Source organism: Alteromonas sp. CI.11.F.A3, assembly GCF_032925565.1.
Lineage (GTDB): Bacteria > Pseudomonadota > Gammaproteobacteria > Enterobacterales > Alteromonadaceae > Alteromonas.
This window is the reverse complement of record NZ_CP136708.1, coordinates 323734-344614: the sequence shown is the minus strand read 5'-3', so window position 1 is coordinate 344614 and position 20881 is coordinate 323734. Positions and strand designations below refer to the sequence as shown.

Genomic DNA, 20881 nt, shown 5'->3' with positions numbered 1-20881 from the left:
TGATTGATTACATTTCGCCGTAATTCAAGGGTGAGTTATGTCCCAAATGCCTCAGTTTTCACTCACGCTTTTGTTCGCTCTTACCTTATGCATGCCATCTAAAACGCTGATGGCGCAAGAGACCGTGAAGCAAAACCTGACCACCCAAGCGCCCGGTTGCTACGATGCCAATCGATTTTGTATCAGTATTTCGCCGCCCACCAATGGCAACTATGAAGTTTATGCCCAGCGAAAGGTACCGCTGCCTCTTGTGCTTACGTTATCAGCCAGCGGGCTTACGTCTGACTTATCACCCAGTGGGCTTGCGCCCAGGTCAACATCCAGCGTATTTTTAAACGACGATACGCCTGTATTGATGGGGGTAATCAAAAGCCCAAGACGATTTTGGCACTCTATGAAAGTAAGCTGGACTTCAGGGGTGCTGAATGCTGTGCACAATGATGACGTGACCTATTTGCCACCGCTTCGCCCTGCGGGTAATTACCCTGTGGTACAAGGTTTTGGGGGCGGCTATAGTCATACTGGCGCTTCTCGCTATGCATTAGATTTTGCAGCGCCGGTTGGCACTCCCGTATTCGCCGCTCGTGATGGGATAGTCATAGATACAAAGGATGATGGACAATTAGGCGGCGCTTCCAAACGGTTTGCTAAGCATGCAAATTTTGTTGCCATCCTGCACGACGATGGCACCACAAGCGAATATTATCATTTGAAATATAAAGGCGTGGTAGTGACGCGAGAGCAAAAAGTAAAAGCAGGAGAACTCATTGGTTATTCTGGCAATACAGGGTTTTCATCCCTGCCCCATTTGCACTTCGCTGTGTATAAGGCGAAGTACGAAGGAAGGTACATGTCGGTGCCTTTTACGTTAAAAAATGAACTCGAATGAGCTTCACTATTCATATGAGCATCACATAAAATTCACATACGCACTTTCTTATACACCGCCTCACACCTGTGGTCACGTATAGACTGGAAAGAGAACTTTGCGTCGAAAACACCTGATTAGACCAGTATTTTGCTGCGAAATCTTTCACTATCTCTATAATCAACGTCTAAATGAATAAACGACCGGATTAATTGTCTTTTTTTCGTGCAACTGTCATAAAATTTTGTTGAAATGGCAAATACACTGACTTTTTCCCGAAGATAGCAGCAAATTTAATGAATATTTTGTTACTGAACGGCCCTAACCTAAATATGTTAGGACAACGTGAACCCGATAAGTATGGCACACAAACGTTACAGGACATCGTTGATGACCTGAGCGCGCAGGCAAAATCGTCTGATGCCACCCTTACCCATTTTCAGTCGAACGCAGAACATGCGCTTATCGACCGTATTCATCAGTCTATGGGTAATATCGACGCAATTATTATTAACCCCGCTGCTTTCACTCATACCAGCGTTGCACTTCGCGACGCTTTGTTAAGTGTCAATATCCCGTTTATTGAAGTACACCTGTCGAATGTTCATGCCCGTGAATCATTTCGACATCACTCATATTTCTCAGATGTTGCGGCAGGCGTCATTGTTGGCCTTGGTGCCATTGGCTATTCACTAGCCTTGACCGCCGCCATCAATTTACCGCAATCAAAAAATTAACGTAGAGACTGAACATGGATATTAGAAAAATCAAAAAACTCATCGAATTAGTGGAAGAGTCTGGCATCGCCGAACTTGAGATCACTGAAGGCGAAGAGTCTGTTCGAATTCATCGCGGCCCAACTGGCGTTCAAGCGCCAATGAACTATAGCTTTGCTGCACCAGCTCATGCGGCACCAGCTCCTGCTCCAGCACCTGTTGCGGCGGCTGAACCTGCACAAGCAGCAGCGCCTGCAGCGCCAGAAGGCCATGTGGTTAAGTCACCAATGGTAGGCACTTTCTATCGCGCATCTTCACCTACAGCAAAACCGTTTGCTGAAGTGGGTCAAACGGTTAATGCAGGCGACACGCTTTGCATTATTGAGGCGATGAAGATGATGAACCAAATTGAATCAGACAAATCTGGTGTGGTTAAAGCAATACTGGTAGATAACCAAGACCCAGTAGAGTTTGATCAAGCCATGTTCATCATTGAATAAGCGGGCTTCGTACTATGCTAGATAAAGTACTCATTGCAAACCGTGGTGAAATTGCCCTTCGTATTTTGCGTGCCTGTAAAGAGCTTGGCATCAAAACCGTTGCGGTACACTCTACGGCTGACAAAAACTTAAAGCACGTGTTGCTGGCAGACGAGTCGATTTGTATCGGTAAAGCCTCAGCAACCGAAAGCTACTTGAATATTCCTCGCATTATTGCGGCGGCAGAAGTCACAAATTCTATTGCTATTCACCCAGGGTACGGCTTTTTAGCAGAAAACGCCGACTTTGCTGAGGCAGTTGAAAAAAGTGGCTTTATCTTCATTGGTCCAACAGCAGATACCATTAACCTGATGGGTGATAAAGTGTCGGCAATTAGTGCCATGAAGAAAGCTGGCGTACCCTGTGTACCTGGTTCAGACGGCCCGCTTACTGGCGATAATGATAAAAATAAAGCCATTGCTAAACGCATTGGTTACCCAATTATTGTTAAAGCAGCTGGTGGCGGCGGTGGTCGTGGTATGCGTGTGGTTCGCAGTGAAGCGGAACTCATTAGTGCCATTGAAACCACGCAAGCTGAAGCAGGCGCGGCATTTGGTAACGCTACCGTGTACATGGAGAAATTCTTAGAAAATCCACGTCACGTGGAAATTCAGATTTTAGCCGATGGCCAAGGTAATGCGATTCACTTAGGCGAGCGTGACTGTTCTATGCAGCGTCGCCACCAAAAGGTAGTGGAAGAAGCACCTGCACCAGGCATTTCTGAGCAAATGCGCACTAAAATTGGTGATCGTTGCCGTAGAGCATGTGTTGAAATCAATTACCGCGGCGCAGGTACGTTCGAGTTCTTGTATGAAAACGGCGAGTTCTATTTCATTGAAATGAATACCCGTATTCAGGTTGAGCACCCAGTATCAGAGATGATCACCGGCGTTGACTTAATCAAAGAACAACTGCGCATTGCGGCAGGTCAGCCTCTGTCTATCGACCAATCGCAAATTCAAATTCGTGGTCATGCTATAGAATGTCGAATTAACGCTGAAGATCCTAAAACCTTTATCCCTAGCCCAGGCACGATTGATATTTTTCATTCGCCAGGTGGCTTAGGTATTCGTTGGGAATCTCATATTTATTCTGGCTATACCGTGCCGCCTTTCTACGACTCTATGATTGGTAAATTGATTACCTTTGGTGAAAGTCGTGACGAGGCCATTGCTAGAATGCGACATGCATTAGATGAGCTAGTTATTGAGGGAATAAAAACAAATATTCCACTACAGCGCGCTATTATGGCCGACGAAAACTTCTTTGCTGGTGGAACAAACATCCACTACCTTGAGAAGAAACTAGGCATAGCCTAACAGACTCAAAATTCGGTGCCGTGTTTTACACGGCGCTGATTTTATTTCCTTTCTAATATTTCCATATGCACTGACGCTTTTTCTACAATACATTTTCAAGCCGCTTTAGTTACACGCTACCTTTCTACCCAATTGCTATTCATGCTCTAGTTTTCAAAAGCCCACGTGGTTCATTCTGTTTTTACGATTAGAACAATCAAATTTTAAGGTTTTTCAAATGAGAAGTACGGGCATATACTGAACTCAGTTTCCTAGCCCTCCCTGCTATTGAAACTTTAGTTGTGTTTTATGTGTTTACCCTCATTGGAGTCCACCTCCAGTCTTCAGCCGGCGCCTTTCGCCGGCTTTTTTTATCTTAATTTCTCCCGACAAATAGTTACCTAATCCATGTTCTTTTTCGTATAAGCTGATTAGAATTAACCTGCACATAAATGAATCGGGCTTTACTGAAATGAAATGGGCTGATAACGCGACTGTATTTGCTGTTCTCTTTTTTACTATATGCGCTAATGCGTTGGGTGAGAGCGTAGTGTTTTCGCAGAAGCTAGATATGCAGTTTCGCTTTGACGAGCGCTCAGACCGAGATCATAGAAATCAGTATAGAATGCGTTATTACCCGTCGCTTTCCCTCTCCTCCGATGATGCGTGGTCGTTAAACAGCTTTGTGGTAACCGGGGAGTCTTTTGCGTCCAGTCACAACACCTTCGGCAGTGAAACTTCAGATCACCTTTACGCTAGGCGTTTATATTTACGCTATGAATTTTCTGAAGGAAAAATGGAGGCAGGAATAATACCCACTTATAAAGGCCGCGTTTCTTCGTCAGGGCTGTCTAAAGACGGGTGGATTAAAGGCATGCGAAGTGTTTATGCCCTGCAAAAGGACAGCGAAATAGAACTAGTTATTGGCGAGCTTGATAATACTAATGCCAATAGTGCGTTTGATAGCTTCCACCAGCTCAACTATGTTGAATTAGAATACTCAGCAAAAATGGGGCAGACCCACAGCTATGAAGTGAGTGTAGAGCGAATGACTGACAGCAACTTTGTTCGCGGTGAATATCGCTGGCAATACAACCCATCTCACACCTTGTTCGTTGAGTCTGTGCAACAACTGTCATCTTCAAGTTCAAAGTTTGTTATTGGTTTAAGTGGAAAAACTAGCATGGGTAACTACCCTTTATCCTACTTTTCTCACTATTCTTATGTGAGTGAAGGCTTTGGTCCTAGGGCTGAGCTAACTGAAGATTTTTTAGGTACCGGGCATGGCGCTTCAGCTGAAATAAGCGGTGACATTACCCTTATTAATGACACAGAGTGGTTTATTCGTGCCGATGTGGTAGACAGCGTTAGTAGGCTACTTGCTGGCATAAAGGTGTCATTTGAGCAATAAAAAAGGCCCACCAAAATGATGGGCCAAACAGCAAGAACGCGTACGCACTTTGACAGTGCACCCTTTCATACGTTTGTGCCACACACTAAAGTTCAGCAACAGCGCATTACGTTTTTTTAATTCACATAACCGCTTGTTAGCGCAGTCATTTACTACAGCGGCTTACTAAAGTATGGTAGTGTCTACTAACACAAAGCGCTATCGATTACTGCTCATTTTTCAATATTTACCACTTAGGTAAAAAGGTTAACAAGGTGCCCAAACGCTACGAAGAACTAAAATCTCAACTCCCTGTTTCACGCCTGTCTATCGACGTTTTGCTTGCCCTGCGTGTGCTTTACGATAAGCCCGAAAACGAAGTGAAGTTACAACAAGAAATGGCAGATCTTTCCCACGCCCCTAGTAAGCTAGAACGAGAATACCGTTCTGAATGGGAAGCCTATGTTTTGCGTGAACTGGTACTAGATTTAAAGCAGAACACCCAACGTAGCCCTGCTATTTTTATCGACTCGGTGTTAAGTCGCATTGAAAGCCTTAAAGAAAGCTGCCCCGACTATAAAGCCTATAAACAACAAATTTCAGAGACTAAGCCTGCACAAGACGGCTCTACGGCGTTATTCCCCACGCCTTGGCGTCAGCAACTCATGATGCTACTTCTGCCAGTCACTGCCGTAAAGCCGTTGAAGCCAGCGGAAGAATAGGTTACTTATTCGCACTCTTAGGTTTGTACTGAGAAGGGCAATATCCTCTTTCTACGCCAGCTGGACGTAAAATTTCGTGTTTGGTTTTGCGTCCAGACACTCTTGCTCGCCAATTTTTAAATGTCTTATGCTTTAAATTCTTGCGCATCAGTTTAATAACTTCTTTTTCAGGCAAGCCATATAATTTTTCGATTGCCTCGAAAGGGGTTCTATCTTCCCACGCCATTTCAATTACGCGAGATTGCTCAACCTCGGTAAACCGCCCTTTAGACTGACGCTCTAAGGGATAAATCTCTGTTGGATGCTCTTTTGACGGGCGCTTTTTTGAAGGATGCTCTTCGTTATGTTGCTCTTCGATATATCGCATACTGCTAGCTCTTGTTATTTAACACTACTTTTACGCTAATATAGAAAAAATGTTCACCTTACCTAGCCTTACCTAACCTTACATTTATTTAATCGTTTCGGCAGACATCGTTAGAATGATATCAAGTAAAGCTGCAGCCGCCTTTGCGTCAGAGAGCGCGCGGTGATGTTGCTCCATTTTAATATCGAAATGCCGAGTAAGGTTAGCCAATGAATATGAGGGTAGCCCTGGGTTCACCTTTCGCATTTCTCGAACTGTACACAGCTTAGGTCGTTTGAAAGGAAGCTCTAACCGTGCAAATTCTTGCTTAATGAAGCCATAATCAAAATTAACGTTGTGCGCCACAAATACCGCCTCGTCGGTAAAGCTAGCAATACGTTCAGCGACTTCTACAAATAATGGGGCATCAGCCACCATATCATCAGAAATACCGGTAAGACGTGTGATGGTAGCCGGAATTCGTCGCTGCGGGTTGATCAAGGTTTGATAAGTATCCACCACTTCGCCCGCAACAATTTTCACCATGCCAATTTCAGTAATTCGATTGTAGCTGTTGTTGCCCCCTGTGGTTTCAATATCAACCACCACATAAGGCTGGTTAGGATCGCGATGCCAATTTACCGTAGTAACAGCAACTTCAAACCCTGCACGTTGCAACCTCTGAATAGACACCAATTGATTGCGTCTTAACTGATCACCCGGCGCTTTGACTTCTTCAAAGCGTAGCTTTTCATCAAACACCATAATGTCAGGGAAGCCGTCGCTTAAAGAGGCAAAATCTTCACTCATCATTCGAAGCAGATTAACGATAGCGCTAAGCTCCCCGTGCTTGATAAGAGCATCGATAGGCTCAAGCAAGTGGCTGCTCCACATGAATAAGCTATTCACTTTGCCATAGTGGGCTGTCGCCATTTTGTGCACGTGGTGGCGAAACTTATCTTTGCTATCTAACCGTTCAAATAAGGCTTCAATACTGCCACCAAAACGGGCATAAAAGTTGTTTTGTTTAAGCGATAGTGGCCGCCTGTCAAACTCAGTGACTAACGTATCTTCTTCATATAACTGTGCCCAAAAGGTTAGCCCAAACAAGCTGCGCCATAATCGGTTCTCGGTGCGCCAACCAGCAATACCCAAGCGTTTATAATGGGCTAATACGCCACGCTCTACCTGTTGATTCTGGCTAACATCAATATCAATAGTGCGGCTTGCATTTCTTAGCATATCGGTCACTGCACTGGTGCGCTTTTTATGGTATTTCCTAGCGTAAAAATCTTCAGCAAACGCCAGCAGCGTATCGGAAGGTGGCGAATCGATAATGTGTTCTAGCACTTCCTTAACACTATCGATGTTGCCGTCTTTATAGCTTTCTCTAATCCATTTCTCTTTCGCTTTATCGCTTTGAGCTTGATATAGCAAAAGAAGTGCCTGTTCTCGGTGCTCGCCTAGTAACTTTAACGCTAATGCATACAGAAACTGATCGCGATAAAACGTAGCCGATACGCCATCGCTGTTGGGGAAGGAGTCTTGGGCTAATGCATTAGCTTGTGCTGACGAAAGAAAAGGGAGCTTTTCTAATTGGTTTGCATAAAACCAGGCTGCTTCAGCATCTGCTTTACTGTCGAAACGGGTAATGTCTGACACCGAATCGCCCCGCGTACGCATGACGCCTAAGTCGCGCATAGAGAATTGATTTAGCCTACCTTTGGTATTGCCAAAATAAAGGAATAATAAAAATTTTAGCGGTGCATCAAACAAACACACTAAGTAGGTATGTTCATTTAACCCTTCAGGCCAGCCATGCTGATTGATACAGGCTTCTAAGCGCGAGACAAGCACGGGCTTAGTTAATGATGCCAAACCTTGAGTGGCACCGTATTCACCTAACAACCTTAAAATCGCGTCTTTAGTCAGTACGCCTGCAATATCTTGTAGCGAAGCATGGTGCAAATCGCCGAACCACTTAGCTTCAATCAGTTCATCAATTTGCTGCTGAGGGTTCCCTATTTCTGCATAAGAAAACTGTGATCTATCAATGACCGCATATTTACGATTAGCCGCACGCACGATGATGCATTGCTTATCAGCATCTAACTGGTTAAAGCTTTCTATAAAGTCACGCGCGTTATCGCTTAACAACGCAGCATTCGCCCCTTTAAAGAATGCTAAGAATTCAAAAAAGTGGGCTAAGTAATATCGTGGTGGCAAATCTTTTCGCATTATAAAACCAAACTATTGCATACTTGATTAGTGTATATTTATACAGCCCTATTATTCAACCTTTTCCCTTTTTATTTCATGCGTGGGTGCACGGGCTTTTGCGTAGTGGTTTGTTAAGTCACAATGCTAAGTTGGCAGTCAATCCAGTTTTCTACTTTACTCGTAATAACTATCACAACGTAATTCACATACGAGGAAATCATGAGCTTAACGAGATCGATGGAATTCTCTTGCCCTTATTGCATGGCAGCCAATGATGTAGAAATTGACGAGGTTAATGATGTTGGTCAGGTGCAGGTACTTGATTGCCAAGTATGTTGCCAACCTATTGAACTTGGCGTCTATCAACAAGGCGAAGACTTAAATATTATTGCGGAGCAGGAAAATGCCTGACAGTAGTACCCACTTTTCGTTGCAAGACATCAATGCACTGCCACAACGATATCGCGCCAACTTTATAAATAGCTTATCAGGCTTTAAATCTTCCTCTTTACTTGGCACTACCGATGGCCGATTCAACAACTTAGCGATTATTAGTTCTGTGGTTCATGTGGGGGCCAACCCACCATTGCTGGGCATTATTATGCGTCCGCACACTGTACAGCGAGATTCTCTATCCAATATTAAGCAGCAAGGCGTGTTCACGTTAAATCATGTTCACACGAGCTGGACTGACAAAGCGCATCAAACGTCTGCGCGGTACGATAATGGAGTGAGTGAGTTCGAAGAGGTTGGGCTAACGCCCTGGTTTAGTGACACATTCAGCGCGCCTTACGTTAAAGAAAGCGCAGTAAAGATGGGCTTGAAAGTAGAACAGCATTTTACGTTGTGTAATCAAACCGAAATGATTATAGGTGAAATTCAAGAGGTCTTTATAACTAAGCGAAGCAATGCACCAAGCGCTGCCCTTGAAAATACCAATCCAAAAAATGCTATCGCCGAAGATGGTTATGTTGATATTGAATCATTGCAAACCTCGTGCATTTCGGGGCTAGACACTTATCACAGTACGCATAAGATAGCCCAATATGCTTATGCTAAACCCAACGAGCCTTTAACAAAGACGAGCATAACTAAAAAATAATTCATGTTTAGCAACTGGCGCATAAATTAACGGCGCGTATATGCCATATAACATTGATTTTGCTAGCTGTTCAGGCGTTGTTCAGGTGGCAACAGTTAATCTATATCAACAAATCTTTATTGCTTTGTATTAGATCCAAACGCCACGGGTTATAGTATAATTAGATTATTCAAAACCTGCCTTGCGGCAGGTTTTTGCGTTTTAGGCGCTGAGTAAAAAAGAATCATTATCGTTATTATCTCAATTGGAGAGAATTATGAAGTCTGTAAACCGTCGTGACTTTCTGAAATTGTCAGGTACATCTTTGATAGGTCTAACGTTAGGAAGCGTTGCGTTACGTGCTAATGCGCAAGAACAATTACAAGCAGATGATCCAAGCGCGAAAGCATTAAACTATACTGCGGCGTCTACTGTAGACGGTGCTAAATGTAATAACTGCATGTACATTCAAGGTGCCGACGGTGAACAACACCGCCCTTGTGCCATATTCCCTAACAAATTGGTTAATGCCAATGGTTGGTGTAGTGCGTGGGTTAAACGCCCAGGCTAATAACGCGAATTATTAAAAGAGCCCCAGTCTCGCGCACATATGAAGCGACACTGGGGCTTTTTTTTGCAATTACATTAAGCTGTTTAAACTAACTACAGCCCTTTCACAGCCTTTAACAACTCGGGGTTATGTAGGCGGCTTGGTAATAAACCAGGCTTTATATACGCCCCATGCTTCGCTTGAAATATACTGCCAATGCGTAACACTTTTTCATCGTACCATTGCTTGCCAATAAAGCTGATCCCCACCGGAAGATTTTTAACCTCACCCGCGGGCACTGTAAGGTGCGGGTAACCTGCAATAGCCGCCAAATACCCAATACCAATAAAGCCCATTGGGGAGTGATCGCCATACACGCCATCAATCAGAAAAGCGGGGCTATTTGAAGGTGCCACAAGTACATCAACCTTGTGCTCTGCCATTAAGGCATCAATACCATTCTGTTTAGCGGTTTCCCTCACTAGCGCTAACGCTGAGGTGTACTTTTGGCTCTTGGTATCGTCTGTGTTCACGGCCTTTTCGAATATATCTTGATTAAATAGCGCGAGCTCTCGAGTGCTAGCTTGATTGTAAGTGATAAGTTCCGACAAGCTGCGCACAGGAATATCCGCAGGGCTATTTTCAAGGTATTCGTTTATCGTGTAATGAAACTCGCTGAGTAACACTTGATAAGAGTCTGCCCAAAAGCTTTCAGGTTGTTTGAAATCGCTAATTTCCACCATTTCAGCACCTGCAGCAGTTAAGCTACTTAGGGCTCTTTCATAAGTAGAAAGCACATGAGGGTTATCACCTTGACGATATCGCACAACGCCAACGCGCACGCCTTTTAAATCGGTCGCTAACATGCTTTGCTGCGGTGCGCTAAGCATATACTTGCTAGCGTCTTTAGTGGCGCTGTCTTTAGGATCTACACCTGCCATCACTGAAGCCATTAACCATGCATCGTTAACGTTTGCGGTCATAGGGCCTGCAGTATCTTGGGTATACGAGATGGGTACAATGTGGGTACGCGATAATAGCCCAACGGTGGGTTTAAAACCTACAATACCGTTCATTGAAGAAGGGCAAATAATAGAACCGTTGGTTTCAGTGCCCACCGCTAAAGATGCCAAACGCAATGCCATCGCAGCACCAGAACCAGACGAAGAGCCACATGCACTACGAGACAACATATGCGGGTTTCGGGTTAGCCCGCCTACGGCGCTCCAACCACTAATAGAAGATTCAGACCGAAAGTTAGCCCATTCAGAAAGGTTAGTTTTACCTAACACAATGGCGCCCGCAGCTTTTAGGCGAGCCACAATAGGGGCATCTCGCTTTGTATCATTATTAACAAGCGCCATCGCGCCTGCGGTAGTCGGTAGCTCGCTGGTTTCAATATTGTCTTTCAGTAAAACAGGCAGACCAAACAGCGGCCCTTTTCGCATTCTATTTTTACGTGCCAAATCAGCCGCTTTTGCCTCTTCAATAGCATTGGGGTTAAGTGCCAAAATACTATTTACATCACCATCAAGCTTTTCGATGCGAGCAAGATAGCCTTGCACTAATGCCTCAGACGACAACTCTCCTTCAGCAATAGCTTGTGCTTGCTCTAATGCAGATTTATCTAACCAAGACGTAATAGATGCAGAAATAGTACCTTCGTCTGAATTTTCAACTGAACTATCAACAGCCGCATCTTTTGTGGTCGACTGCGATGGTGCACATGCTGTGCAAAGTAATATAGCGGCGTAAAAAAGCGTAACCCTCATGTGGTTCATCCCCAAGTTCTTAAGATATCTGCATTTTAGTTTTGAATATCTTAGTAGTGCATAGAAACGATTACTACGCAATACGTTGCTAACTAGGTTCAAACCTTCATTTTATTCGGCAAACGCGACAAATGAAGACATAACAGATAGAAATACAAGCCTTATTGCTGTGATTGAGGGGCTTGGGTTATGGGGCTTTGATTATGAGGCTTTGGTTATAAGGCGGGGAGTTTGAAGATAGTAAGTAGAAAACCGCGAAGAGCGACTATTCAATGAAGCTTAATTCAGTTTTTTAGCAGGTTGTGCAGGCAGTTCTTCAATAAAATTAAATAGACCAAATTCATCAAGTAAAGATTGGTAGCGCCCGTCTTTTATAAATTGAGCCAATACGCTATTAAACTCGTTTCTTAATTGCTCGTCAGGAATGGCCGCACTGTAGGAGGAAACAGGGAACAACTCATGTATTTTTGTATCGTATTGCTTTTCGACAGGCAACTGATGTTTAACGTATTGAAAAATATTTCTATCAAGCACCGCAACATCCACACTGCCAAGCAGTAGCAAATTGACCTGCCTTTCTTGTTGAGCAAGCTCCATATAGTTTTTTTGATGGGCTAGTGTATTTTTAAACTCTTCACCTAATACCGATATTGCCGTTTGAAAAGCAATCACGCTATGGCCGAGTAAGTCTTCTATTTCGTTAATTTCCAAGTTTCTGTCAGTACGGCTTACCGCAACATTTTGATAATAAACGTAGGCATCAGTCAGTATAGCTGGGTCAATATCGTGGCCAGGGTTTAAGGTTAGCCCTATATCCATCCCGCCTTTTTTCACTAGGCTGGCGGTACGGCCAAAGGGAACATAAATAGGCGACATGTCATGCCCCATTTCCAGCAATATTGCCCGCACTAGTTCTAACTCAAAGCCTGAATCTTGTTCTGAGATAACATAGGGAGGTTTTGTCCAACCCACGACCACTTCAATTTGCTTTGCAAATGCGGCGTGTGAAGAGAACAAAATAATTAAAAGTACAACAATATAGTGCATAAGGCGAAATGGTAATGGAACACGTATTAACTATAAACACTTGCCAATAAATAACCATTCGCCAAAAGACTTAATGATTTCAAAAACCCTTTAAAAACAGAAGTTAAGAAACATGCGCTTTATACTTAAGTTTGATAAAAAAAGACGCTTTCACATGAAAATACTGGATAAAACGCCCAAACGAACGGCTAATTCGCGCGTTACTGCCAGCATTATGATTTCGCTTTAACTAGCCAAGCGGTACAATATAGCCAAACCCTTTGAACATGTGTGAATATGGCCTGGCTACAGTTACGAATAAATACCTCCTCAGAATATGCTGAATCAATTGGCGATATGCTTAGTGCCAATGGTTCGCAAGCTGTAACCTACGTAGACGCGAAAGACACGCCTATGTACGAGCCCAAGCCCGGCGAAATCATGCTGTGGCCCGACACGCAAGTGGTAGGTTTATTTGAAGCTACCGATGACATGAAAGCCATCATCAAACGATTAGGCAAAGCGCGCATTCTTGGTTCAGATTTTAAATACAAACTAGAGCCCCTTGAAGATAAAGACTGGGAGCGTGAGTGGATGGATAACTTCCACCCCATGCAATTTGGTACCCGCTTGTGGATTTGCCCAAGCTGGCGTGATGTACCAGACCCTAATGCCGTGAACGTTATGCTAGACCCAGGTCTTGCCTTTGGAACGGGTACTCACCCTACTACTGCCCTTTGCTTACGTTGGTTAGACGGTATAGACGTTGCCGATAAAGTGGTTGTGGATTTTGGTTGTGGCTCAGGCATTTTAGCCCTAGCGGCACTTAAATTAGGTGCTAAACGGGTAGTTGCTATTGATATCGACCCGCAAGCCCTTCAAGCCACACAAGAAAATGCCCGCCGTAACGGTGTTGAAGATAGACTGGATGTATTCTTGCCCGCTGATCAGCCCACACTAGAGGCCGATGTAGTGATGGCGAATATATTGTCTGGGCCACTTCTAGAGCTTCAAGATGTTATTTCATCTTACTGCAAACCGTCGGGCTTACTCGTCCTTTCGGGCATTCTTGCCGAACAAGTAACCAAAATTGAAGCTGCCTACACCCGAGATTTCGCCCTTGATGAGAGTGCGATTGATGGAGAATGGGCACGAGTGTCTGGTAAAAAACACGCCTAAATGTAAATTTTTTGTCTTTCAATGCCTTTCAATTCGCGGCCTTTAAGAGAATTGCACAAAATTCACTCTGCAAAACAGTGATAGATAGCTAATGTTACAGTTTTTTTTCACTGTCAAGCCCATAGAGTGAAATTTTGTGTGATTTTTAGCCTTTTCAAGTATTGCGAAAACACGTACACTTAGCGCCCCGTTTTAGCCGGGTGTATAAATTCTGTGCAGTTCTAGATGGCGAAATATGCGAATTGGTCCCTACACGTTAGACAACAATTTGATGCTAGCACCAATGGCTGGCGTGACTGACCGTCCATTTCGTCAACTATGTAAACGTATGGGTGCGGGGCTTGTGGTATCGGAAATGCTTTCTAGCAATCCAAAGGTATGGAATACCGCAAAATCACAAGCACGAATGAATCATGAGGGCGAAGAAGGTATTCGTTCTGTACAGATTGCAGGCGCTGATCCAGAGCTTATGGCCCAAGCGGCACAATTTAATGTTGAGAACGGTGCGCAAATCATCGATATCAATATGGGCTGTCCAGCCAAAAAGGTGAATAAGAAACTGGCAGGTTCCGCGTTGCTTCAGTACCCGAGCACGGTGGAATCAATCATTAAAGCGGTAGTTAACGCTGTTGATGTGCCTGTGACACTTAAAATTCGTACCGGCTGGAATACCGATAACCGCAATGGGGTTGAGATAGCCCGCATTGCTGAGCAAAACGGCATACAGTCACTGGCTGTTCACGGTAGAACGCGAGCATGTATGTACAAAGGAGAGGCGGAGTTCGACACTATCCGTCGTATAAAGGCGGCAATTTCGATACCCGTAATTGCCAACGGAGACATTACCTCTCCTGAAAAAGCACAACAGGTACTGAATTGTACCGGTGCAGATGGTGTGATGATAGGTCGCGGTGCTCAAGGCAATCCTTGGATCTTTAAAGAGATCCTGCATTACCTAGAAACTGGCGAGAACCTAACGCCACCGCCATTGTCTGAACAGTATGAGATTTTGCACGAGCACGTCGCTAATGTACAAAGCTTCTACGGTGAAGTCGCCGGTGTAAGAATTGCCCGCAAGCATGTGGGCTGGTATCTCTCGGAACACGATACGGATCGTCAATTTCGTAAATCGTTCAACGCTATCGAGGATGCGTCAGCGCAACTTGAAGCACTAAACGCTTATTTTGAAGCGCTGCAGAATCGAGAAACCCGACAGATTTCTCCTGCAGCATAGTAATGACTAACTTAAGAGCAAGACAGTATTATGTTCGATCAAAACGTGACTTCACCTTTTACTACTACAGTAACTACGCCTTCTCAAACGCAAGCACAAAAGCCACTTCGTGACTCAGTAAAGCAAGCGGTTAATAAATACTTGAAGCAACTGGACAACGCCAATATCGATAATCTGTACGAAATGGTACTGGCCGAAGTTGAGGCCCCGCTGCTGGAAGAAGTTATGACTTACACCCGCGGCAATCAAACCCGCGCTGCCATCATGATGGGAATCAACCGTGGCACGCTTCGCAAAAAGCTGAAGCAGTACGGCATGAACTAAAATCACCGGGCCTAGCCCACCGAAGAGCACCTACAGGTGCTCTTTTTGTTTCACCACTCTTAACTTTGAAGCTTATATTTTATGCAAACACCAAAACCCATTAAACGTGCTCTATTAAGTGTCTCTGATAAAACCGGTATCCTCGATTTCGCCACCGCGCTGCATAACGCTGGGGTAGAACTTCTGTCGACGGGCGGTACTGCTAAACTCATCGCTGAAGCTGGCTTACCAGTAACAGAGGTGTCTGATCACACAGGCCACCCAGAAATTATGGCTGGCCGCGTTAAAACCCTTCACCCTAAAATTCATGGCGGCATTTTGGCTCGTCGTGGTATTGATGAAGCGGTAATGGACGAAAACAACATTGCTCCCATCGATTTGGTGGTAGTGAACCTTTACCCATTTGCTGCAACAGTGGCTAACGACGATTGCACGTTAGAAGACGCTATTGAAAATATCGATATTGGCGGCCCTACCATGGTTCGCGCTGCGGCTAAAAACCATAAAGATGTGACCATTGTTGTTAAAGCTGCCGACTACGGCCGCGTTCTAGCTGAAATGGAAGCAAACGAAGGTTCACTGACTTACAAAACCCGTTTCGACCTAGCCATTAAAGCGTTCGAGCATACTGCTGAATACGACGGCATGATTGCTAACTACTTTGGCGCGCGTATCGATACTGCTGATTGCGAAGATGAATGCGGCCATGAGCACAGCGAATTCCCACGTACGTTCAACGTTCAAGTCAGCAAGAAGCAAGATTTGCGTTACGGTGAAAACAGCCATCAGAGCGCTGCGTTCTACGTTGAAAACGATATTCAAGAAGCGTCAGTGTCTACTGCTACTCAGCTTCAAGGTAAAGAATTGTCGTTCAATAACATTGCCGACACCGACTCTGCCCTAGAATGTGTTAAAGAATTTGAAGAGCCAGCTTGCGTTATTGTTAAGCACGCTAACCCTTGTGGTGTCGCTATTGGCGAAGATATCTTATCTGCCTACGACCGCGCGTTTAAAACCGACCCTACCTCTGCGTTTGGCGGCATTATTGCGTTTAACCGTGAGCTAGATGCAAAAACGGCACAAGCCATTGTAGATCGTCAGTTCGTAGAAGTGATTATTGCACCTACGGTTAGCGACGAAGCAAAAGACATTGTTAGCGCGAAGAAAAACGTGCGCTTGTTAGCGTGTGGTGATTGGGCTGGTCAATTGACTGACGGTTACGACTTCAAACGTGTTAATGGCGGGCTGTTAGTTCAAGAGCGCGACTTCGGCATGGTTGAAATGGAAGACCTTCAAGTAGTCACCAAACTTAAGCCTTCAGAAGACGAACTTCGCGATTTGATGTTCTGCTGGAAAGTTGCCAAATACGTGAAATCTAACGCCATCGTTTACTGCAAAGACGGTATGACAGTGGGCGTGGGCGCAGGTCAAATGAGCCGCGTATATTCTGCAAAAATTGCAGGAATTAAAGCCGCTGATGAAAACCTAGAAGTAGCAGGCTCTGTTATGGCATCTGACGCTTTCTTCCCATTCCGCGATGGCATTGATGCTGCCGCAGAAGCAGGCATTAAAGCAGTCATTCAGCCTGGTGGTTCAATGCGCGACCAAGAAGTGATTGATGCAGCCGACGAACACGGCATCGCCATGGTGTTCACCGGAATGCGCCACTTCCGCCATTAAGAAAATATGATGTATTAACTGCGTAAGACGCCAAATGATGCAGTAAGCGAGTACGAGTTTGGAGCACGCCGTAAACCCGTCCATGGGGGCTCCGCCACGGCATCCTTGCCGTGGAGGGCTCCACCCTCGTACTCACTCACTACATCTTACTAACTTTTTGCGTGTCGCGTAGTGAAATAGGTAGTAGGTTATAGGTAGGTGAAAGGCCCCGCTATACCATAGAGGGTTTATCAATCCTACCTACTTACCATCTAGCCTAATACCCAGTTATGTATTGAAGTGTCGCTAGAGCGCTGCAATTACACGCTACATATTGCTAGCTTGTTGCGTGCCGTGCTTTGGAAACAAATAACTGGTTAGAGATAGGTGAAGGACTCCGCTGTGGCATCCATCTCGCGCCTAAAGATAAAAATGTTCCAAACTGTCTTGAATTAAATTCTTTGTAGGCTTTCGATGACTAAGCTTGAGAGCGTAGAAAGTAGTTAATCTTGTACAGATAACGTAATAAAGTGAGTGTAGACGTTATTCAAATCTACAACGTAGATGTTTTGGCAGAGCGCCAATGAATTGGTTTACCACACTTTTAAATATGTTTTACTCTCAAATCTCAAAAAGTATGACGCCGGTTAATAGGAGTGAGAGCAAAAGGCATTCGAAACCTTCCACAGCATGGATGGGTTTACCGCGTGTTTTGAATGCCTTCTGCTCTCGCTCTTAGCTTTGAGCTCTAAGCCACAAAAAGCAAAACGGCAGAGTACAGATTTAGCATGTTGGGTGTCGGGTAGGTGTAATAGTTTGTTGTTAAGCTTAATCTGAAACTGGTGTTTATCAGTATTAGCAGTTAACGTAATCGCCGTTACCCTCGATGATAATAAGGAAATAACAATGAAGAAGTTAGCCAAATTAGTACTCGCAGCCACGCTTGGCATGTCAGCAACCTATGCTAGCGCCGATGCTATATCAGATGCAGCCATGAGCGAACACCGCTCAGCACAAGCCAAAGTACGTGATGAATTCCGTAATCCTCAGCAAACATTACGATTCTTTGGCGTTAAGCCAGACATGACAGTAGTTGAAATTTCACCAGGTGGCGGCTGGTATGCCGACATTATTGCGCCTTTGGTTCAAAAAGAAGGTCAGTACATTGCTGCTCACTTCTTCGTTGATGAATCTACCAACGATTATTACCGTAAGTCGCTAGAAAAATTCAATCAAAAAGTAAAAGACAGCGCACCATATCAAGGCGTGAAAGTTACCGCTTTCCACCCAACCAAAGCTCTTGATATTGCAGAAGCGGGCAGTGCCGATGTGGTACTTACCTTCCGTAATATTCATAACTGGTACATGGGGCAAGGTACTGAAGGTATCGATAACGCATTTGGTGCTTTCTTTAAAGCCCTTAAGCCTGGTGGCGTGCTAGGTGTGGTTGAACATGAATTGCCAGAATCTGCTGACGATTCAGCAATGGAAAAAAGTGGCTACATGAAGCGCTCTTTCGTTGTTGCTGCTGCCGAAAAAGCAGGCTTTGAGCTTGAAGAAGCAAGCGATATTAACGCGAACTCTAAAGATACAGCCGACCATCCACGCGGTGTATGGACGCTTCCTCCTAGCCTAAGATTAAAAGATCAAGATCGCGAGAAGTACCTTGCCATTGGCGAGAGTAATCGTATGACGCTTAAGTTTAAAAAGCCTAGTTTGTAAAAACAAAGTCGTAAAATCAAAACCTTAAAACGGAATAGTTAATGAACGTACTTGTAATTGGCGGCGGTGGCCGCGAGCATGCGCTAGCTTATAAAGCGGCGCAATCTTCTGATGTTTCAACTGTGTTTGTTGCTCCTGGTAATGCAGGAACGGCAATAGAGTCTAAACTAGAAAACGTAGCAATTGATGTAAACGATATTCTTGGTTTACTGTCTTTTGCTAAAGGTAACGATGTTGAATTAACCATTGTTGGCCCAGAAGCGCCGTTGGTTGCAGGTGTGGTAGATGCGTTCACTAACGAAGGCTTAATGATCTTTGGCCCTACTCAAGCTGCAGCGCAGCTTGAAGGGTCTAAAGCCTTTACTAAAGATTTTCTTGCTCGCCATAATATTCCTACCGCTGAATATCAGAACTTTACTGAGATTGACCCTGCCATCGCCTATGTGCGTGAAAAAGGCGCGCCTATTGTGATTAAGGCCGACGGCCTAGCAGCAGGTAAAGGCGTAATTGTAGCGATGACGCTACAAGAAGCAGAAGACGCTATTCGCGACATGCTAGCAGGTAACGCTTTTGGTGAAGCCGGTAGCCGTGTTGTAGTAGAAGAATTCTTAGATGGTGAAGAAGCCTCGTTTATCGTTATGGTAGACGGAAAAAGCGTGCTTCCTTTTGCCACCAGCCAAGACCATAAACGCGCTGCGAATGGCGACAAAGGCCCTAATACAGGCGGCATGGGTGCATACTCTCCTGCCCCAGTGGTAACACAAGAAATTCACGATCGCGTGATGAAAGAAGTGATTATGCCAACGGTTGAAGGCATGGCGTCAGAAGGTAATCCTTACATGGGCTTCTTGTACGCCGGGCTTATGATCATGGCCGATGGTACGCCCAAAGTGATTGAATATAACTGCCGCTTTGGCGACCCAGAAACCCAGCCTATTATGCTGCGTTTACAATCAGACATCGTCGCTTTGTGCCAAGCGGCCTGTAAGGGCGAGCTTGATAGCCAAACGATTGAGTTTGATTCACGTGCTGCCATTGGTGTTGTTTTAGCAGCCGGTGGTTACCCTGGTAGTTATGATAAAGGCGATGAAATTACCGGCTTTGAGCAAGCAGCCGAATTAGACGGCAAAGTTTTTCATGCAGGTACGTCACTAGAAGACGGTAAAGTGGTGACTAACGGTGGCCGCGTATTGTGCGCCACTGCCATGGGTAATAACGTGACTGAAGCTCAGCAGAAAGCGTATGAGCTGGTAAATGCCATTCAGTTTAAAGACGCGTATTTTAGAACTGACATTGGCTACCGTGCCATTGCCCGTGAGTCTAGTGCCGACTAAGCGCTAATAGATTTCTTATTGATTTCTTATTGAGAGAAGCGCTGAATAAAAGCACATTCAAACGCCGCCTAAGCTAATACTTAGGCGGCGTTTTTGTTTGTATTAACTCGCGTTTACTTTAGCTCAAGCACATCAAATACAGACGCATCTTTGTATCCTTGGTTTTTATCCCCGTCTATTGGGGTTATCGGGTGCGACCCCATGAAGTGCTCTCTATCGCCGCCGTCGGCGTCACAATAAGCCAACATAAAGCCAAGCTTCATGCCCTTTTTCAGCGTTACCGGGGTATTTGATTCACCGTGAACATAATCATCAGCATACACTTTTATTGCGGTTTCCCAGTGCACCACATACGGGGCATCTGACTGGCGTTGCCACGCACTATCAACATGGTCGTTATAAAGCTGAGGCACAGCTTCACCCTTATTTTCCGCTGCCATGCTAGGGCCGATATCCGCCACTTGGTTGTCTAACGCTAAATGGTATGCAAAGGCGTTATAGTTGTTGAAGTGATCGCCACCGGAGCCATCAGCATCAATAAATATTTCTAAACAGTCATCATCCCAATAGCGCTCTAATGGCGATGCGTAAGTGTCAGATAAATGATCGTCTCGAATTTCGGCCAATAAGTACAAGGCATCTTCGTTCCAGCGAAGCTTATACTTGCCCGTAAAATCGCTGGCAGCAGGAGTATCACCTATGATTACTTCATTCATAGGATACCAATCATCCCCTTCCCAAAGTGCCTCGTTCGCTACCCCATCAATTGTGGGTGCAGCTTTAATATGCTGTGCTTCATCTGCATTAGCACCTGTTGTAGCTGCGGCTGTACATATTATTGCCGCCAGCCAATGACTTGCCTTCATAATTAATCCTTATTTTATTGCTGCGTATTTTTGCT

20 protein-coding genes are annotated in these 20881 nt (G+C 44.8%); 15 read left to right on the top strand and 5 right to left on the bottom strand.

The features are described 5' to 3' along the window. Window positions 1–37 precede the first annotated feature (37 nt). From R1T43_RS01525 to R1T43_RS01500, 6 genes are all read left to right on the top strand, one after another. Window positions 38–889 carry a M23 family metallopeptidase gene (locus R1T43_RS01525; RefSeq protein ID WP_317352133.1) on the top strand — a complete coding sequence of 284 codons (852 nt, stop codon included), beginning with the start codon at window positions 38–40 and terminating at the stop codon, window positions 887–889. A 275-nt stretch (window positions 890–1164) separates the two neighbouring features. Continuing rightward, a complete protein-coding gene (gene aroQ / locus R1T43_RS01520; RefSeq protein ID WP_013786605.1) occupies window positions 1165–1605 on the top strand; it encodes a type II 3-dehydroquinate dehydratase in 441 nt (146 codons plus the stop codon). 14 nt (window positions 1606–1619) lie between these two features. Beyond that, window positions 1620–2084, top strand: coding sequence for an acetyl-CoA carboxylase biotin carboxyl carrier protein (gene accB / locus R1T43_RS01515; RefSeq protein WP_211070210.1), 465 nt, complete (start codon window positions 1620–1622; stop codon window positions 2082–2084). A 14-nt stretch (window positions 2085–2098) separates the two neighbouring features. Continuing rightward, window positions 2099–3442 (top strand): acetyl-CoA carboxylase biotin carboxylase subunit, encoded by a 1344-nt coding sequence (gene accC / locus R1T43_RS01510; protein WP_317352128.1) that lies wholly within the window; start codon window positions 2099–2101, stop codon window positions 3440–3442. Window positions 3443–3893: 451 nt separating this feature from the next. Continuing rightward, complete coding sequence (locus R1T43_RS01505) at window positions 3894–4832, top strand: hypothetical protein (protein ID WP_317352125.1); 939 nt, start codon at window positions 3894–3896, stop codon at window positions 4830–4832. 254 nt (window positions 4833–5086) lie between these two features. After that, window positions 5087–5533 carry a hypothetical protein gene (locus R1T43_RS01500; protein WP_317352122.1) on the top strand — a complete coding sequence of 149 codons (447 nt, stop codon included), beginning with the start codon at window positions 5087–5089 and terminating at the stop codon, window positions 5531–5533. A 1-nt stretch (window position 5534) separates the two neighbouring features. Here the strand turns inward: R1T43_RS01500 and R1T43_RS01495 are convergent, their stop codons facing one another. Further along, window positions 5535–5759, bottom strand: coding sequence for a TIGR03643 family protein (locus R1T43_RS01495; protein ID WP_317355612.1), 225 nt, complete (start codon window positions 5757–5759; stop codon window positions 5535–5537). A gap of 225 nt (window positions 5760–5984) precedes the next feature. After that, a complete protein-coding gene (locus R1T43_RS01490) occupies window positions 5985–8117 on the bottom strand; it encodes an exonuclease domain-containing protein (RefSeq protein ID WP_317352119.1) in 2133 nt (710 codons plus the stop codon). Window positions 8118–8318: 201 nt separating this feature from the next. On the opposite strand from R1T43_RS01490, the gene R1T43_RS01485 reads away from it, so the two are divergent. The 3 genes from R1T43_RS01485 (at window position 8319) to R1T43_RS01475 (ending at window position 9751) form a co-directional block, all read left to right on the top strand. Further along, on the top strand, window positions 8319–8510 hold the full coding sequence (locus R1T43_RS01485) for a CPXCG motif-containing cysteine-rich protein (protein ID WP_317352117.1): 192 nt from the start codon (window positions 8319–8321) through the stop codon (window positions 8508–8510). Continuing rightward, entirely contained in the window at window positions 8503–9201 is a 699-nt protein-coding gene (locus R1T43_RS01480; protein ID WP_317352114.1) for a flavin reductase family protein, read from the top strand. Before R1T43_RS01485 ends, R1T43_RS01480 begins: the two co-directional genes overlap by 8 nt. Window positions 9202–9457: 256 nt before the next feature. Beyond that, window positions 9458–9751 (top strand): high-potential iron-sulfur protein, encoded by a 294-nt coding sequence (locus R1T43_RS01475; protein WP_013786614.1) that lies wholly within the window; start codon window positions 9458–9460, stop codon window positions 9749–9751. Between the two features lie 92 nt (window positions 9752–9843). On the opposite strand, the gene R1T43_RS01470 is transcribed toward R1T43_RS01475, so the two are convergent. Beyond that, window positions 9844–11502, bottom strand: coding sequence for an amidase (locus R1T43_RS01470; RefSeq protein ID WP_317352110.1), 1659 nt, complete (start codon window positions 11500–11502; stop codon window positions 9844–9846). A 279-nt stretch (window positions 11503–11781) separates the two neighbouring features. Further along, complete coding sequence (locus tag R1T43_RS01465; protein WP_317352107.1) at window positions 11782–12549, bottom strand: substrate-binding periplasmic protein; 768 nt, start codon at window positions 12547–12549, stop codon at window positions 11782–11784. Window positions 12550–12825: 276 nt separating this feature from the next. Between R1T43_RS01465 and prmA the strand changes: the two genes are divergently transcribed. The 6 genes from prmA to purD all read left to right on the top strand — a co-directional run bounded on the left by prmA (window position 12826) and on the right by purD (window position 19980). Beyond that, complete coding sequence (gene prmA, locus R1T43_RS01460; protein WP_211070220.1) at window positions 12826–13707, top strand: 50S ribosomal protein L11 methyltransferase; 882 nt, start codon at window positions 12826–12828, stop codon at window positions 13705–13707. A gap of 235 nt (window positions 13708–13942) precedes the next feature. After that, on the top strand, window positions 13943–14941 hold the full coding sequence (gene dusB / locus R1T43_RS01455; protein ID WP_317352104.1) for a tRNA dihydrouridine synthase DusB: 999 nt from the start codon (window positions 13943–13945) through the stop codon (window positions 14939–14941). A 30-nt stretch (window positions 14942–14971) separates the two neighbouring features. Beyond that, a complete protein-coding gene (fis, locus tag R1T43_RS01450; RefSeq protein WP_012520109.1) occupies window positions 14972–15265 on the top strand; it encodes a DNA-binding transcriptional regulator Fis in 294 nt (97 codons plus the stop codon). Window positions 15266–15346: 81 nt separating this feature from the next. Then, complete coding sequence (gene purH / locus R1T43_RS01445; RefSeq protein ID WP_211070222.1) at window positions 15347–16945, top strand: bifunctional phosphoribosylaminoimidazolecarboxamide formyltransferase/IMP cyclohydrolase; 1599 nt, start codon at window positions 15347–15349, stop codon at window positions 16943–16945. An 885-nt stretch (window positions 16946–17830) separates the two neighbouring features. Beyond that, a complete protein-coding gene (locus R1T43_RS01440) occupies window positions 17831–18646 on the top strand; it encodes a methyltransferase (RefSeq protein ID WP_317352083.1) in 816 nt (271 codons plus the stop codon). A 41-nt stretch (window positions 18647–18687) separates the two neighbouring features. Further along, entirely contained in the window at window positions 18688–19980 is a 1293-nt protein-coding gene (gene purD / locus R1T43_RS01435; protein WP_317352080.1) for a phosphoribosylamine--glycine ligase, read from the top strand. 113 nt (window positions 19981–20093) lie between these two features. On the opposite strand, the gene R1T43_RS01430 is transcribed toward purD, so the two are convergent. Continuing rightward, complete coding sequence (locus tag R1T43_RS01430) at window positions 20094–20846, bottom strand: sugar-binding protein (protein WP_317352078.1); 753 nt, start codon at window positions 20844–20846, stop codon at window positions 20094–20096. Window positions 20847–20881: the final 35 nt, after the last annotated feature.

What these genes read in the sequence shown, in the direction of transcription:
- R1T43_RS01525 (WP_317352133.1), top strand. Translation starts at nt 38, where the DNA reads ATGTCCCAAATGCCTCAGTTTTCACTCACGCTTTTGTTCGCTCTTACC.
- aroQ (WP_013786605.1), top strand. Translation starts at nt 1,165, where the DNA reads ATGAATATTTTGTTACTGAACGGCCCTAACCTAAATATGTTAGGACAA.
- accB (WP_211070210.1), top strand. Translation starts at nt 1,620, where the DNA reads ATGGATATTAGAAAAATCAAAAAACTCATCGAATTAGTGGAAGAGTCT.
- accC (WP_317352128.1), top strand. Translation starts at nt 2,099, where the DNA reads ATGCTAGATAAAGTACTCATTGCAAACCGTGGTGAAATTGCCCTTCGT.
- R1T43_RS01505 (WP_317352125.1), top strand. Translation starts at nt 3,894, where the DNA reads ATGAAATGGGCTGATAACGCGACTGTATTTGCTGTTCTCTTTTTTACT.
- R1T43_RS01495 (WP_317355612.1), bottom strand. Translation starts at nt 5,759, where the DNA reads ATGGCGTGGGAAGATAGAACCCCTTTCGAGGCAATCGAAAAATTATAT.
- R1T43_RS01490 (WP_317352119.1), bottom strand. Translation starts at nt 8,117, where the DNA reads ATGCGAAAAGATTTGCCACCACGATATTACTTAGCCCACTTTTTTGAA.
- R1T43_RS01485 (WP_317352117.1), top strand. Translation starts at nt 8,319, where the DNA reads ATGAGCTTAACGAGATCGATGGAATTCTCTTGCCCTTATTGCATGGCA.
- R1T43_RS01480 (WP_317352114.1), top strand. Translation starts at nt 8,503, where the DNA reads ATGCCTGACAGTAGTACCCACTTTTCGTTGCAAGACATCAATGCACTG.
- R1T43_RS01475 (WP_013786614.1), top strand. Translation starts at nt 9,458, where the DNA reads ATGAAGTCTGTAAACCGTCGTGACTTTCTGAAATTGTCAGGTACATCT.
- R1T43_RS01470 (WP_317352110.1), bottom strand. Translation starts at nt 11,502, where the DNA reads ATGAGGGTTACGCTTTTTTACGCCGCTATATTACTTTGCACAGCATGT.
- R1T43_RS01465 (WP_317352107.1), bottom strand. Translation starts at nt 12,549, where the DNA reads ATGCACTATATTGTTGTACTTTTAATTATTTTGTTCTCTTCACACGCC.
- prmA (WP_211070220.1), top strand. Translation starts at nt 12,826, where the DNA reads ATGGCCTGGCTACAGTTACGAATAAATACCTCCTCAGAATATGCTGAA.
- dusB (WP_317352104.1), top strand. Translation starts at nt 13,943, where the DNA reads ATGCGAATTGGTCCCTACACGTTAGACAACAATTTGATGCTAGCACCA.
- fis (WP_012520109.1), top strand. Translation starts at nt 14,972, where the DNA reads ATGTTCGATCAAAACGTGACTTCACCTTTTACTACTACAGTAACTACG.
- purH (WP_211070222.1), top strand. Translation starts at nt 15,347, where the DNA reads ATGCAAACACCAAAACCCATTAAACGTGCTCTATTAAGTGTCTCTGAT.
- R1T43_RS01440 (WP_317352083.1), top strand. Translation starts at nt 17,831, where the DNA reads ATGAAGAAGTTAGCCAAATTAGTACTCGCAGCCACGCTTGGCATGTCA.
- purD (WP_317352080.1), top strand. Translation starts at nt 18,688, where the DNA reads ATGAACGTACTTGTAATTGGCGGCGGTGGCCGCGAGCATGCGCTAGCT.
- R1T43_RS01430 (WP_317352078.1), bottom strand. Translation starts at nt 20,846, where the DNA reads ATGAAGGCAAGTCATTGGCTGGCGGCAATAATATGTACAGCCGCAGCT.